This window comes from Streptomyces sp. NPDC047081, from assembly GCF_040643775.1.
Lineage (GTDB): Bacteria > Actinomycetota > Actinomycetes > Streptomycetales > Streptomycetaceae > Streptomyces.
In genome coordinates, this window is the sequence record NZ_JBEYUY010000013.1 from 211,367 (window position 1) to 226,002 (window position 14,636).

Below are 14,636 nucleotides of genomic sequence, written 5' to 3' on the forward strand. Positions count from 1 at the left end.
GTCCCGTGGGTGCCCGAGGACCGACGAGCACGACAGCGGACGGGGACCGGGCTGGGCCTGCTGCTGGCCCTGGTCCTCGGGGCCGTGCTGCTCACCGCCCTTCCGCACGGAGGGGAGCGGGAGGGCGGCGGCTGCGGCCCGCTCAGGCTCGGCAAGGTGTCGGCGGACGCCGGTCTCACCACCGAGTTCGCCCGGTACGGCGACGACGCGACCCAGACGGACGACTGGACCGGCGGCGACGGCACCCACTCGGTGCGGCTGCCGGACGGCCGGGTGCTGTGGCTGTTCTCGGACACCTATCTGGGCCAGGTGCACCGCCCGCCCAACCCGGTCGGCGAGTCCTACGCCTGGCGCGACACCGCGGCCCCGCTGGTCCGCAACTCGGCCGTGGTGATGGACGGCAAGGGCCGGTTGCAGTCCACGCTGTCCGCCCCGCTCTTCCCCGACCCGGCCCCGGACCAGTGGCGGTGGCCGGTCGCGGCCCGGGTCGAGCCGCGCTCCCCCGGCTCGTCCGAGTCGGTCGTACGGGTGCTGCTGTGGGTGCGGACGGCCGGGCAGTCGCCGTGGATCTACGGGGTGCCGACCGCCACCGAGGTCGCCACGCTGTCGCTGCCCGATCTGAAGGTCGAGTCGGTGGTGAAGGTGCTCGACCAGAGCCTGGTGCCGGATCCGTCCCGGCGGCTGCTGTTCGGGACGACGCTGGTGAGCAGGGGCGGCTGGACGTACGTCTTCGGCGGCGACGACGGGCAGGCGGTCGCCCGCCCGGCCTCGTCGGCGTATGTCGCGCGGGTGCCGGAGGGCAGGCTCGCGGACCCGTCGGCCTGGCGGTACTGGGACGGCTCGGGGTGGGGGCTGAAGCCGCGGGCGCTGCGGGGCGCGAAGGTGGGCAGCGCGTTCTCCGTCGTTCAAGTCCGCGGCACGTACGTGCTGTTCACGATGGCGACGGGTGCGGCGGGGCTGACCACCGTGACCTCGTACTGGTCCTGCTCCCCCACCGGGCCCTGGCACGGGCCGACGAAGAGCTTCAGCCCGTCGCTGCCGACGTCCGGGGTGGCCGCGTACAACCCGCAGGCCCACCCCGAACTGGACGGCGACGGACGGCTGGTGCTCAGCTACGACGTCAACTGGCTGGAGACGACCGGCGCTTCGGCGAGCATCAACGCGAACGTGAGCCTGTACCGACCGCGGTTCGTGACGGTGCGGCTGGAGCGGGCTTGACGATCTCGGTCTGCGGGTCGTGCGAGCGGCGCTTGGCGATCACCGCGCACACCATCAGCTGCATCTGGTGGAAGAGCATCAGCGGCAGCACGGCGAGGGAGGCGTGGGCGCCGAACAGGACGCTCGCCATGGGGAGTCCGGAGGCGAGGGACTTCTTGGAGCCGGCGAACTGGATGGCGATGCGGTCCTCGCGGTCGAAGCGCAGCGCCTTGCCGCCGTACCAGGTCAGCGCGAGCATCACGGCGAGGAGCACGGCCTCGACGACCAGCAGGCCGCCGAGCCGGGCGGGGCTGACCTGGTGCCAGATGCCCTGGACCATGCCCTCGCTGAACGCGGTGTAGACGACGAGCAGGATCGAACCCCGGTCGACCAGGCCGAGGACCTTCTTGTGCCGGGCGACGAAGCCGCCGATCCAGCGCCGCAGCAGCTGCCCGGCGACGAACGGCACCAGCAGCTGGAGCACGATCTGGACGAGCGAGTCGGCCGAGAAGCCGCCTGCGCTGCTGCCGAGCAGCGCCGCGGCGAGCAGCGGGGTGACGACGATGCCGACCAGGGAGGAGAAGGAGCCGGCGCAGATCGCCGCCGGAACGTTCCCTCGCGCCATCGACGTGAAGGCGATCGACGACTGGATGGTCGAGGGGACCAGGGTGAGGAAGAGCAGGCCCTGGTAGAGCGGGTGGGTGAGGAGGACCGGGACCAGGCCGCGGGCCGCGAGGCCCAGCAGCGGGAAGATCACGAACGTACAGGCGAGGACCGTGCCGTGCAGCCGCCAGTGCTTGAGTCCGTCCAGCGCCTCACGGGTGGAGAGGCGGGCGCCGTACAGGAAGAAGAGGAAGGCGATCGCGGCCGTGGAGGCGCCCGAGGCGACGTCGGCGCCGGTCCCGCGTGCCGGGAAGAGGGCGGCGAGGCCCACCGTCCCGAGCAGCAGCAGGATGTACGGGTCGATCGGCATCCAACTCGGCCATTGCAGGCGTTTCACGGTGCTCCACTTGCTCGTTGCTGTCGGCGGTTTTGGTGGCTGTCCGGGGCCCGGAGGGCCCCCGTTCATCGTCCTCCTCGGCGAGCCGATCGGGAATCCGTCATACCGCTCTGACTGTCATCGCTTTTCGTGATGACCGGCTACGGTTGTCCCCATGTACGAGCCCTCCCACCTGCGCACCTTCCTCGCGGTGGCGCAGACCCTGAGCTTCACGCAGGCCGCGCGGCGGCTCGGGCTGCGGCAGTCGACGGTCAGCCAGCATGTGCGGCGGCTGGAGGACGCGACCGGCCGGCAGCTGTTCTCGCGGGACACCCACTCCGTGGAGCTGACGGAGGACGGAGAGGCGATGCTCGGTTTCGCGCGCCGGATCCTGGAGGTGCACGAGCAGGCGACGGCGTTCTTCACGGGCACGCGGCTGCGCGGGCGGCTGCGGTTCGGCGCCTCGGAGGACTTCGTGCTGACCCGGCTGCCGGAGATCCTGGAGGGCTTCCGGCACGACCACCCCGAGGTCGACCTGGAGCTGACGGTCGAGCTGTCCGGCACGCTGCACGAGCAGCTGGAGGCCGGGAAGCTGGACCTGGTGCTGGCCAAGCGGCGGCCCGAGGACCCGCGCGGCGAGCTGGTCTGGCACGACGAGCTGGTCTGGATCGGCGCGGAGCGGCTGCGCCTGGACCCGGACCGTCCGGTGCCGCTGATCGTGTTCCCGCCGCCGGGCATCACACGCGCGCTGGCCCTGGAGTCCCTGGAGCGGCAGGGCCGGGAGTGGCACATCGCGTGCACCAGCGGCAGCCTCAACGGCCTGATCGCGGCGGCCCGGGCGGGCCTCGGCGTGATGGCCCACTCCCGGGGCCTGATCCCGCCGGGCCTGGTCCGCGTCCCGGACCGCTTCGGCCTCCCGGAACTGGGCCGCGTCGACTTCGTCCTGGTCCACGGCCGCCGCCCCACCACGGCCCAGAGCGCGGCGGACGCCCTGGCGGCGGCGATCCTGACGGGCGGCGACCGCCTGCAGCGCCGGCGCAGGGGCTGAGCGCTCCGCTGGATGTGCGGCGATGTGTCGTCGTTCGTCTGCGGCGCCGTCGTGGCTGGTCGCTCCCCCACGCTCGGCACAGCCCCGCGCCCCTTGGCGGCGCTGCCGAACCGCAGCCGACTTCACCAGGTCCGCTCAGCGGACGGGTGGCGGGTACGTCAGCTGCTTGATGCGGCGCAGATACGGCACCGACTCCACGTGCTGGATCCCGTCGAGCCGTCCGAGGGGGCCGCTGAGGTACTCGTACAGCCCGGCGGTGTTCTTGAAGACCGCGCTGACCAGCAGGTTGGAGACGCCGGAGGTGGCGGTGACGTAGGCGGACTCCGCGTGGCCGGCGATGGCCTCGCCCACGGAGTGCAGCCGGGCGGGCGCGGCGGTGATCCACAGGGACGCGGAGAGCGGGTAGCCCAGGATCTCGGGGTGGTACTCGACGTCGAGGTAGATCGCGCCGGAGGCGACGAGTGCGGCGAGCCGGCGTTTGACGGCGGACTCGGAGCGGCCGGTGGCGCGCTGGAGTTCGGGGTAGGTGGCCCGGGCGTCGCGTTCGAGGAGGTCGACGAGCGGCTCGTCCTCGGGGTCGATGCGGGCGGGTCCGGTGACGGGCGCGGGCGGGTCGGGGCGCAGGGCGGCCTTCTGGTCGTCGGTGAGCGCGCGGAACTTCTGCAGCCAGCCGTCAGGGCCGCCGAAGAAGCGGTGCAGCAGCTGGTGGGCGCGGATCTCCACCACGCTGGGCGTGCGCGGCAGCTTGCCGAGCAGCAGGTCGTCGCGGTCGCCGGGGCTGTGGGGCCGGGTCCCGGCCAGTACCTCGGTGCCGCCGGCGGCGAGCGCGATCCAGTTGGTGTCGGGCCGTTTCGCGAGCGCCTCCGCGATCTTGAGCGCGGTGTCGGGGACGCAGCGCAGCCGCAGGTTCCACTGGTCGTGGCCGAGCAGTTCGGGGTCGCGCACCGCGACCACCCGCAGCCCGCCCTCGGCGGACAGCCTGCGGAAGCGCCGGGCGACGGTCTGGTCGGAGACGCCGAGGACCGCGCCGATGCGGCTGAAGGAGGCCCGGGCGTTCGTCTCCAGGGCGGCCAGGATCTGCAGATCGAGCCGGTCGAAAGTGTCCGACTCCATGACCGGCCCGTGGAATTCCGTCGTCGTCATGCCCTCTCCTGTCGGGTTTCCGCGGCCGAGGCCTCGGTTCCACCGTGATCGGCCGCGCGGAGCCCATCGTACGGAGAGAAACGCATCCGACGGAGAAGAAGCACAGGGAGTTGGGGACATGCGTACATGGGGGCCGCTCACGGCGGTGTGCCTGGGCACGTTCATGTTGTTGCTGGACGTGACGATCGCGGTGGTCGCGCTGCCGGACATGGCGCGCTCGCTGCACGCGTCGCTGAGCGATCTGCAGTGGGTGATGGACGGGTACGCGCTGGCACTGGCCGCGCTGCTGCTCGGCATAGGCGCCGCGGCCGACATTCTGGGGCGGCGGCGCGTGCACCTGGTCGGTGTCGTCGTGTTCGCGACGGCCTCGCTGCTGTGCGGGCTGGCGAGCGGGCCGGGGATGCTGGTCGCGGCGCGCGGTCTGCAGGGGCTGGGCGCGGCGGCGATGTTCGCGACCACGCTGCCGCTGCTGGGCTCCGTCTACCAGGGCAAACAGCGCTCGGTGGCGCTGGGCGTGTGGGGCGCGGTGAGCGGCGCGGCGGCCGCGGTGGGGCCGGTGGTCGGCGGGCTGCTGACGGACGGGCCGGGCTGGCGGTGGATCTTCTACGTCAATCTGCCGGTGAGCTTGGCCGCGGTGTGGCTGACCCTGAAGGCCGTACCGGAGTCGCACGGCTCGCGCGATCGGCGCGTCGACTGGGCGGGCACGGTGAGCTTCGCGGCCTTCGCGGGGGCGCTGACGTACGGCGCGGTGCGGGCCGGGCAGGACGGCTGGGCCGACACGGGCACCCTCGCCACCTTCGCGGCGGCCGTCGTGGCGCTGGGCTGCTTCCTGGCCGTCGAACTGCGCTCCGCCGACCCGCTGCTGGATCCGCGGCTGTTCCTGAAGCCCGCGTTCTCGGGCGTGATGGTGGGCGCGCTGGCCTTCAACGCGGCGGCGTTCAGTCTCATGGCGTACGACTCGATCTGGCTGCAGACCATGCTCGGGATGAGCCCGGTGCGCGGCGGGCTGGTGTTCCTGTGGCTGTCGCTGGCCTCGTTCGTGGTGGCGGCGGCCGGCGGGCGGCTGCTGCACGGGGTGCCGGCGCGGATCACCGTCGGCGGCGGGCTGCTGCTGATCGGCACCGGGCAGTTCTGCATGACGGGGCTGGACGCGGGCTCGACGGCGTCGGCGCTGGTGCCGGGGCTGATTCTGGTCGGCATCGGTACGGGTCTGGTGGCGCCCGGCATCGCGGGGGCCGCGCTGGCCGCCGTACCGCCGGAGCGGTCCGGGATGGCGGGCGGTGCGGTGAACACCTTCCGGCAGCTCGGGTACGCGCTGGGGATCGCCGTGTACGGCACCGTGGTGACCTCGCGGATGGGCGACACCCTGCCGAGCGGCGCGGCCCACGCGCTCGCGGGCGGCGCGGCCGGCGCGCTGCGCGGGACCTTCTCCGAGCACACGCTGCGCACCGCCTTCGCCTCCGGGCTCTCCTCGGCGGCCGTGCCGGCCGGGCTGACCGCGACGGTGGCCGGGGCCCTGGTGGTCGGCCTGGTCAGGAGCCCGAAACCGACCCCGACCGGAGTGACGAATTCCGCCCCTGCGACGCTGAAGGAAGAGACGCCGGCGCACCACCGATGAGGCCGTTGACCAGCGGTCAAGGGCCGTAGTCAGGTCGTACAGATTCGGTGGAGATTACGGGACCGAAACTTACTCAACCGTCAGTTTTCTGTCCGACCCTTCCTGATGTGAGGGCATTTTCCGGCCTGTGACCAGGCTGTAAGTGAGGGTTGCTCCGATTCGGCCCCTCTCCCGCCGCGTCTCAGGGTGGGGTAGCTTTCACGGCGCTTGCGGAGTCTCGAATACGGCGCTGAGGGAGCGGGGAGTGGGTTTGCGCGAGTTCACCAGCCCTCCGTTGGCGTTGGCCCCGCCGGTGGGTGGTCTGGCCGACGTCGTGTTCCAGCGTGCCCAGGAAGACCCGCTGCACATCGCGCTCGGCCGCAAGGACGACGGCGGCCAGTGGCGGGACGTCACCTCGGCCGAGTTCCGGGACGAGGTGCTGGCCCTCGCCAAGGGGCTGCTGGCCCGGGGCATCCGGTTCGGCGACCGGGTCGCGATCATGTCCCGCACCCGCTACGAGTGGACCCTGTTCGACTTCGCGCTGTGGACGATCGGCGCCCAGGTGGTGCCGATCTACCCCACCTCCTCGGCCGAGCAGTGTTTCTGGATGCTCTACGACGCCGAGTGTTCGGCGGCGATCGTGGAGCACGAGGACCACGCGATGACCATCGCCACCGTCATCGACCGGCTGCCGCAGCTGCACCAGCTGTGGCAGCTGGACAACAACGCCGTCCAGGAGCTGTACGACGCCGGCGCGCATCTCGATGACGACCTGGTGCACCGGCACCGGCAGGCGGTCACCCCCGACTCGGTCGCGACGATCATCTACACCTCGGGCACGACGGGCCGCCCGAAGGGCTGTGTCATCACGCACGGCAGCTTCATGTACGAGGCGGACACGGTCGTCGAGAAGTACGAGCCGGTGTTCCACTCGAAGAAGGGCGACGAGGCGGCGACCCTGCTGTTCCTGCCGCTCGCGCACGTCTTCGGGCGCATGGTCGAGGTGGCGGCGATCCGCAACGGCGTCCGCTTCGGCCACCAGCCGCAGCTGAACGCGGCGGCCCTGCTGCCGGACCTCCAGGCGTTCAAGCCGACGTTCATCCTCGCGGTGCCGTACATCTTCGAGAAGGTCTTCAACTCCGCCCGGCGCAAGGCCGAGAAGGAGGGCAAGGCCGGGCCGTTCGAGAAGGCCGTCGAGGTCGCCGTGAAGTACGCCGACGCCGTCGAGGCGAAGGCCTGGGGCATCGGGCCGGGGCCCTCGGCGGGGCTGCGCATGCAGCACCAGCTCTTCGACAAGCTCGTCTACTCCAAGGTGCGGGCCGCGATGGGCGGCCGGATCCGCAACGCCATGTCCGGCGGCTCCGCGATGGACCGCCGACTCGGCCTGTTCTTCGCGGGCGCCGGCGTGCAGATCTACGAGGGGTACGGCCTCACCGAGTCGACGGCCGCCGCGACGGCCAACCCGCCCGAGCGCACCCGCTACGGCACGGTCGGCGTGCCCATTCCGGGCGTCACCGTGCACATCGCGGACGACGGCGAGATCTGGCTGCACGGCCCGAACATCTTCCAGGGCTACCTCAACAACCAGAAGGCCACCGACGAGACCCTGCACGACGGCTGGCTCGCCACCGGCGACCTGGGCTCGCTGGACGAGGACGGCTACCTCACCATCACCGGCCGCAAGAAGGAGATCCTGGTGACCTCCGGCGGCAAGAGCGTCTCCCCCGGCATCCTGGAGGAGCGCGTGCGCGACCATCCGCTGGTCAACCAGTGCATCGTGGTGGGCAACGACCGCCCGTACATCGCCGCCCTGGTCACCCTCGACCAGGAGGCCGTGGAGCACTGGCTGACGATGCGCGGCAAACCGCAGATGTCGCCGGCCCAGCTGGTGCGGGACGCGGACCTGGAGACGGAGGTACGGCGCGCGGTGGTCGCCGCCAACACCCTGGTCTCGCAGGCCGAGTCGATCCGTACGTTCCGGATACTGGCCCAGCCGTTCACCGAGGAACACGGTCTGCTGACCCCGTCCCTGAAGCTGAAGCGCAAGGCCATCGAGAACGCCTACGCGAACGAGGTCGAGGCGCTGTACCGGGCCTGACCGGCACAGCGCCCCAACTGGTAGCACTCCTAACTGATGTTGACCCGGAAGATCTTGTCGGATCCGTCCGGTTCGTTGCCGTTGTTGTCGGCGTTGGTGGTCGACAGCCACAGCTGGTCGGCGCCGGGCACCTTGGTGACCGTACGCAGACGGCCGTACGTGCCGACGTAGTACGCGGTCGGTGTGCCGACGCTCTCGTTGTCGCCGTTGATCGGGATCCGCCAGAGGCGTTCGCCGCGCAGGGACGCCATGTAGACGACGTTGCGGACGATGGCGATACCGCTGGGCGAGGCCTCGGAGACGTTCCAGGTGGCCTTGGGGTTGGTCATCCCCGAGGTGCTGCAACTGCCCTCACAGATCGGCCAGCCGTAGTCGGCGCCCGGCTTGATGAGGTTCAGCTCGTCCTTGGAGCTGTTGCCGAACTCCGCCTCCCACAAGCGCCCGCTGCGGTCGAAGGCGAGGCCCTGCGGGTTGCGGTGGCCGTAACTGTAAACATAGTTGCCGAACGGGTTGCCGGGGGCCGGCTTGCCGTCGGTGGTCATGCGCAGGATCTTTCCGTTCAGGGAGTCCTTGTCCTGCGCGAGGTCGGGCGTCTGCGCCTCGCCGGTGGAGACGTACAGGTAGCCGTCGGGGCCGAAGGCGAGACGGCCGCCGTTGTGGTAGCGGTTCTTCTTGATGCCCTGGAGCAGGATCTTGTAGTCGCTGAGCTTGGTGCCGTCGTACGTCATGCGGACCACGCGGTTGCCCTCGGACGCGGTGTGCATGAAGTAGACGTAGTGGTTGCTCGCCCACTTGGGGTCGACGGCGACGCCGAGCAGCCCGCCCTCGCCGTTGGTGGTGACCGCGTTGGGGACCGTGCCGACCTGGGTCCGCGTGCCGTCCTTGGTGACCTTCCAGACGCGGAAGTCGTCCCGCTCGGTGACCAGCGCGGTCTGGCCGTCGGGCATCCAGTAGGTGCCCCAGGGGATCGTCCAGCCGCTGGAGAGCGTGGAGATCGAGGACGGGACGCCGCCGTCGGTCGCGCACGCCTTGGTCGTGAAGTTCACCGTGTTGCTCTGCGCGGAGACGTTGCCCGCCGCGTCGCGGGCGACGACGTTCAGCGCGTACGGGCTGTCGCAGGCGAGGCCGGTGAGGGTCGTCGAGGTGCCGCTGGTGACGGACTTGTAGACGGTGGTGTCGCTGCGCACGTCGTAGGCGACGACCGCCCGGTCGTCCGTCGAGGCGCCCCAGCTCAGGGCGGCGCTGTTGGCGGTGACGTCGGTGGCGGACAGCGTGCCCGGCTTGGTCGGCGGGGCGGTGTCGGAGCTGGGCTTGGTGGTGCAGTCGACGACCGGGCTGGCCGAGGAGGTGTTGCCGGCCGCGTCGCGGGCGATCACGGTCAGGTTGTAGGTGGTGTTAGGGGTCAGACCGGTCAGCGCCTTCGAGGTCGAACTCCCGGACGCCTCACCGATCTTGTTGCCGTGCTCGTAGAGGTCGTACGCCGTCACGCCCGTGTCGTCCGTCGAGGCGCCCCAGCTCAGCGTGAGGCCGTCCTCGCCGATGTCGGAGCAGCTCGGCTGGCCGGGGCGGGTCGGGGCCTGGGTGTCGGACGGGGTGCCGATGCGGATGCGGTCGAGGTTGGGGCCGCCGTTGGCCGTGGTGGCGGTCGCGCGGATCTTGTTGGAGCCGGCGCTGAGGGTGACGTTCACCGTCTTCTCGGCCCAGGTGTTCCAGTCGGCGGTGGCCGGGAAGGACAGGGCGGGCGAGACGACCGTGCCGTTGACGGAGATGTCCATGGGGCGGTCGGTGGCGGTGCCGTTGGCGTAGCGCAGGGTGAGGGAGGCGGGGCCTGCGGAGGCGGCGCTCACCGTGAACTCCACGTAGGAGCCCTTGACGTTGGTGTAGTCGACGAAGCCGGTGCCCGTGTAGCCGGTGTGGTTACTGGCCACCGTGCCCTGGGTGATGGCCGCGTCCTCGGCCTGGTAGTCGGTGGCCGCCTGTGCCGTGCTCGCGCCGGTGAGGCCGGCGAGCGGGATCGCGAGGGCCAGGGAGAGGCCCCAGGCGGGAGCTCTGTTGTGTTTCATTACTGTCCCCTCAGCGCGCTGTTGACGGGGTTCACCCGGATCAGACGTGTTTCGCCCGGCCGCAGCGTCGCGCTGTACGAGTCGGCGATCACGCCCTTGTGGGAGCCGGACCAGAGGTCGGTGACGTCGCCGGAGCCGGTGAATCCCACCTGCGACCAGTTCACGGAGACCGTGCTGCTGCCGGACGTGCCGGTGTTGAACAGCGCGACCACGTAGGCGCCGCTGCTCTCGCGTTTGCTCCAGACCTGCTTGACACCGCTGTTCACGACCCGCTTGGCGGCGACGCCGTCCTGGTCGACGCCGATCAGCCGGTCGTTGGTCAGCATCGCCTTGTCGACGGTGTCGAGGTGGGTGAGGTCGGTGCCGAGCAGCAGCGGGGAGGCCGCCATCGCCCAGAGGGTGAAGTGGGAGCGGCGCTGGTCGGCGGTGAGGCCCACCTGGTCGCCGTTGCCGATCTCCAGCGAGTCCAGGTCGTTCCAGCCGCCCGGTCCGGCGTACTGCTGCCAGTTGGCGGCCGAGGTGAAGCGGGCGGAGACATGCGACCAGTCGGTGAGCGGATAGCCGCTGCCGTTGTCGCCGGGCCCGCAGTAGCACTCGACGTCGCCCTGGGTGCGCCAGCTGTTCGCGAGCTGCCGCCAGGTGGAGGCGTTGGCGATCGGAAGGTTGTTGGAGAGGGCGAAGTTGATGGGCCGTCCGGAGGCCCGCAGCGCCTTGTCCCAGGCCTGGACGTCGGGGATGTCCTGGCTGCCCACCCCGTCGATCTTCAGGTAGTCGACTCCCCAGGAGGCGAACTGCTTCGCCCACGAGTTCACGAACTCCTGCGCGCCCGGCTTCCCGTAGTCGATGTAGTACATGTTCTTGCAGTTGTAGTTCTTCTCGGTCTTCGAGGTGTCCGCGATGTCCTTCGCGTGGTACGACGTGCCCTCGATCGGGGTGTTCTTCGTGACGGCGTTCTTCGCGATGCCCGGGGTCACGTAGAAGCCGAACTTCAGGCCCTTGGAGTGGACGTAGTCGGCGAGAGCCTTGATCCCGCCGGGGAACTTGGCCGTGTCGACGGCCCAGCGGCCGTAGGAGTCGACGACGAAGCCATTGCTGTCGCACTTCTGCCAGAAGTCGTCGAGGTTGACGTACACGAACCCGTGGTCCTTCAGCCCGCTCGCCGCGAGCGCGTCGGCCTGTGCCTTGATCTTCGCCTCGGTCGGCCAGCGGCGCACGAAGCTCCAGCTGCTCCAGCCCATGGCCGGGCGCAGGGACTGGCCGTTGTCCGACATGGGCGCGAAGGCCGCCGCCGGGGTGGCGTACGAGGTGCCGATCCAGGCCTCGTCGATCCGCAGCCGCTTGTAGCGGGTCGAGTCGCTGGACGCGGCCCAGGTGGTGTCGACCTGGAGGCGGACGTAACGGGCGTTGGCCGCGGTGAGGTCAATGCCCTGGATTCCGCGGCGACTTGGCAGCTGGCCCGTCTTGACCGGACTCCCCCAGTTGGAGCCGTCGTCGCTCAGATAGACCTTGTAGTCCTTGATCCGCGCCGACTGCTCGGTGTCGGAGCGGGCGTAGGCGACGGAGTCCTCCCGCTGGTTGAGGCCGATGTACTGGACCTTCTTCGCCGAGCCGAGGTCGAAGGTGAGGCTGACCGGCAGGGTCTTGTTGCTGTCCCAGTAGGTGCCGTAGTCGCCGTCGCCCGCGGCCGTTGCGGGGTGCCCGCTCGCCGAGGCGCTCGCGGTGACCTTGACGCCGGTCAGGATGCCCTGACGGCCGGCGGTGGTGACCCTGAAGACGGTGTCGTACGGGTCCCAGGCGCCGAGCCCGGTCAGGGTGAGCACCCCGCCAGACTGGGTCCACGAAACCGCCGCTCCCGTGCGGAGGTTGGTGACAGAGGCGATGCGGTAGCCGTTGTCGCGGATGCGCAGGGTGCTGGTGCTGGGCGGGGTCAGGACATGGACGTACTGGAGGTTCGGGTCCGCCTTGCTGATCGTCGTGACGCCGTGGGCGCCGTCGTTCCAGAAGCCGGGCTTGAGGCCGCCGTACATGTAGCCGCCGCCCTCGGTGCCGTGCAGGGACTCCCAGATGGGGTCGAGGTAGGAGTCGGCGAAGGTGTTGAAGGCGGCCTGATTGGAAGGAAACTTGCCGTTCACCTGGGCGGTCTCCGCCATCAGGGCCTTCACCGAGGAGCCCGCGTTGGTGATCAGCCGGCCCAGGGTGAGCTTCCTGTCGACGGACGGGTTGGAGCCGTCGTACCACCAGGCGCCGGAGGAGGGCAGTTTGAAGTCGGCCTCGGTCAGGCGCGGTTGGGCCGTGTAGACGGCCTGGGGGTAGTCGTAGGCGGGGGTCATGCCCGTCTTCTGCTCGTTGCTGATCATGTCCATGATCGGCGTGTCTTCGTTGTTGTTGCTGATCGTGTAGTTCGGGCGCTTCTGGTAGATCTGCTGGTAGAGGTCGTGGCTCTCCCAGTAGGCGTTGTCGTTGTCGATCCAGAAGCCGCCGAGGTCGGGATAGCGGTCCATGACCTCGAAGAAGTTGTCGTAACTGAACTGCCCGAAGCCGTCGTTGGTGGTCAGGTCGACGTTCTTGCCCTTGTAGGCGGAGTAGGCGGCCGAGTCGAGCCACTCGTGGCCGCCCTCGTCGTGCCACTGGGGGTCGTTGGTCATGTAGAGGATGACCTTCATGCCCTTGGCCTTGGCGGCGGTGATCAGCTCGCCCAGGAAGTCGCGCCTGGTGGCGCAGGAGCCTGGGATCTTCGAGGGCCAGGGGCGGGCGTAGCCGAGGCGGCTGTGGAAGGTGGCGAGGACGAGGTACTGGGTGTGCAGCTTCTGGGCCTCGTTCACCCAGTAGTCGGGACTCCAGCCGCCGTTGGTGACGTCGTTCTCCCACGTCGTGCAGTTGGTGTGGGCGGGCGCGGTGCGCAGCCCCCAGTGCAGGAAGAGGCCGCCGACGGAGCCGCGGAGGAAGTCCTGGCGGGGGTTCTCCAGGTCGAGCGGCCTGGCCGCCGTACCGCAGTCCTGTGCACCCGAGACCCGCAGGGCACCCCCGGAAGTGTTGTGACTGTCCGTCAGGCAGCCGCCGGTGACGTCCTGGAAGCCGACGTCGAAGGGTGAGTCACTGCCCTTCTGCGCGGTGAACCGGATGAAGCGGATGCCGCTCGCCGCGTTGGCGATGACCGCGGGGCGGCCGTCGTCCGCCGCGAACTTCACCGAACTGTCCGTGAATTGGACGTCGTCGGCGTTGTGCAGGTACCAGCCGTAGGCCGGCCGGGTGCCGATCGCCTTGGGGTTGTAGTCGTTGGGGTCGTTGCTCGGCACGGCGGTGGACATGGTGCCGTTGCCGCCGGGGACGGTGATGTTGACGTTGTTGAACGTCACCCCGTGGATGCGGTGACCGGTCTCGCCCCACAGGGTCGGGCTGAAGGAAGGGGTGTTTCCGATCGCCGTGATGTTGTCGTACGTGATGTCGCTGATCGATCCGATGCCGGGACTGTTGCCGCAGCGCTTGCGGGTGCCGATCTTCTGCATGATCGGGGAGTGGACGCCCGTCATCGTGATGTCGCGGTAGTGGACGTCGGAGATCTTCGCGCCGTCCATGGAGACCATCCCGAGGCCGGACTTGTCGGCGCCCTCGATACGGATCTTCTCGAACTGGTAGTCCGAGAAGTCGCCGCAGGTCTCGGAGCCGAACATCAGGGCGTTGCAGCAGCGGGCCGAGAGATACGAATCGCTCACGCGGACATGGCCGTTGGGGAGCTTGGCGCCGAGCGCGTAGTCGCTCTTGAAGACGAGCGCGTCGTCGTTGGCCTTGATGTTCGCGTTGGTCACCGTGACGTTCGTGGTGGAGATGACGTTCCAGCCGTCGCGGTCGCTCGCGGTGTCGATGGTCAGGTGGTCGGAGGTCACGTTCTTACAGCCGTTGATCAGGGCCGCGAAGTGGCCGCCCCGGCGCAGGGTGAGGCCGTCGCCGATGCGCAGTCCGTCGCACCGCGTCAGGGAGATGATCTTGTCGGCCTCGCCGGACTTGGGGTTACCGGTGATCAGGTTGCCCGCGCCGTCGATGACACCTCCGCCGACGAAGCCGATGTTCGTCAGCCGGTCGCCGTAGATCATCGCGTTGTGGAAGTGGCTGTGCCCGTAGTCCTGGTACTTGTCGTTGGGGTTGGACTCGGGCGCGTCGTAGGTGTCCGCGCTGGAGCCCTGGATCGTGGCGCCCGTGTCGACCTGGAGCGTCACATCGCTCTTCATGTGGATGGTGTTCTTGGACTTGTACTTGCCGGCGGGGAAGCGGACCGTGCCGCCGCCCGCCGAATTGGCCGCGGTGATGGCCTTGTTGATCGCCGGGGTGTCGTTGGTGGAGCCGTCGCCCTTGGCGCCGTAGTCACGCACGTTGTAGACGGCTGCGGCAGGTGCGGCGGTGTGCGGTGCCGCGAGGGCGGCGGGGTGCGCGAGTCCGAGGACTACGGCGACCACGAACAGGACGACCGCTGCCGCTCTGCGTCGCGGGGTGGGGGGTTTCATGACTGACGGCTC

General features: G+C 69.8%; 8 protein-coding genes. 4 read left to right on the forward strand and 4 right to left on the reverse strand.

Annotated elements, in window-relative coordinates; genetic code table 11:
* Nucleotides 1-9: 9 nt before the first annotated feature.
* The gene (locus ABZ848_RS25620) at nt 10-1,218 is read left to right on the forward strand and encodes a DUF4185 domain-containing protein (protein ID WP_360835557.1); all 1,209 of its coding nucleotides are present in this window, start codon (nt 10-12) and stop codon (nt 1,216-1,218) included.
* On the opposite strand, the gene ABZ848_RS25625 is transcribed toward ABZ848_RS25620, so the two are convergent.
* Nucleotides 1,157-2,170 carry a bile acid:sodium symporter family protein gene (locus tag ABZ848_RS25625; protein ID WP_360835661.1) on the reverse strand — a complete coding sequence of 338 codons (1,014 nt, stop codon included), beginning with the start codon at nt 2,168-2,170 and terminating at the stop codon, nt 1,157-1,159. The genes ABZ848_RS25620 and ABZ848_RS25625 overlap by 62 nt on opposite strands.
* 181 nt (nt 2,171-2,351) lie before the next feature.
* Between ABZ848_RS25625 and ABZ848_RS25630 the strand changes: the two genes are divergently transcribed.
* Nucleotides 2,352-3,224, forward strand: a complete 873-nt coding sequence (locus ABZ848_RS25630) for a LysR substrate-binding domain-containing protein (RefSeq protein ID WP_360835559.1) — start codon at nt 2,352-2,354, stop codon at nt 3,222-3,224.
* Nucleotides 3,225-3,359: 135 nt separating this feature from the next.
* On the opposite strand, the gene ABZ848_RS25635 is transcribed toward ABZ848_RS25630, so the two are convergent.
* The gene (locus tag ABZ848_RS25635; protein ID WP_360835561.1) at nt 3,360-4,367 is read right to left on the reverse strand and encodes an Lrp/AsnC family transcriptional regulator; all 1,008 of its coding nucleotides are present in this window, start codon (nt 4,365-4,367) and stop codon (nt 3,360-3,362) included.
* Between the two features lie 118 nt (nt 4,368-4,485).
* Here ABZ848_RS25635 and ABZ848_RS25640 point away from each other — a divergent pair, with 118 nt between their 5' ends.
* On the forward strand, nt 4,486-5,985 hold the full coding sequence (locus ABZ848_RS25640) for an MFS transporter (protein ID WP_360835563.1): 1,500 nt from the start codon (nt 4,486-4,488) through the stop codon (nt 5,983-5,985).
* A gap of 250 nt (nt 5,986-6,235) precedes the next feature.
* Nucleotides 6,236-8,062: an AMP-dependent synthetase/ligase gene (locus tag ABZ848_RS25645; RefSeq protein ID WP_360835663.1), complete on the forward strand. Its 1,827-nt coding sequence runs from the start codon at nt 6,236-6,238 to the stop codon at nt 8,060-8,062.
* Nucleotides 8,063-8,091: 29 nt separating this feature from the next.
* Here ABZ848_RS25645 and ABZ848_RS25650 read toward each other — a convergent pair whose 3' ends face one another.
* Both ABZ848_RS25650 and ABZ848_RS25655 read right to left on the reverse strand, forming a co-directional pair.
* Nucleotides 8,092-10,125 carry a PQQ-dependent sugar dehydrogenase gene (locus ABZ848_RS25650; RefSeq protein WP_360835565.1) on the reverse strand — a complete coding sequence of 678 codons (2,034 nt, stop codon included), beginning with the start codon at nt 10,123-10,125 and terminating at the stop codon, nt 8,092-8,094.
* Nucleotides 10,125-14,624, reverse strand: a complete 4,500-nt coding sequence (locus ABZ848_RS25655; protein WP_360835567.1) for a glycosyl hydrolase family 28 protein — start codon at nt 14,622-14,624, stop codon at nt 10,125-10,127. Before ABZ848_RS25655 ends, ABZ848_RS25650 begins: the two co-directional genes overlap by 1 nt.
* Nucleotides 14,625-14,636: the final 12 nt, after the last annotated feature.

What these genes read in the sequence shown, in the direction of transcription:
- ABZ848_RS25655 (WP_360835567.1), bottom strand. Translation starts at nt 14,624, where the DNA reads ATGAAACCCCCCACCCCGCGACGCAGAGCGGCAGCGGTCGTCCTGTTC.
- ABZ848_RS25640 (WP_360835563.1), top strand. Translation starts at nt 4,486, where the DNA reads ATGCGTACATGGGGGCCGCTCACGGCGGTGTGCCTGGGCACGTTCATG.
- ABZ848_RS25635 (WP_360835561.1), bottom strand. Translation starts at nt 4,367, where the DNA reads ATGACGACGACGGAATTCCACGGGCCGGTCATGGAGTCGGACACTTTC.
- ABZ848_RS25650 (WP_360835565.1), bottom strand. Translation starts at nt 10,125, where the DNA reads ATGAAACACAACAGAGCTCCCGCCTGGGGCCTCTCCCTGGCCCTCGCG.
- ABZ848_RS25630 (WP_360835559.1), top strand. Translation starts at nt 2,352, where the DNA reads ATGTACGAGCCCTCCCACCTGCGCACCTTCCTCGCGGTGGCGCAGACC.
- ABZ848_RS25625 (WP_360835661.1), bottom strand. Translation starts at nt 2,170, where the DNA reads ATGCCGATCGACCCGTACATCCTGCTGCTGCTCGGGACGGTGGGCCTC.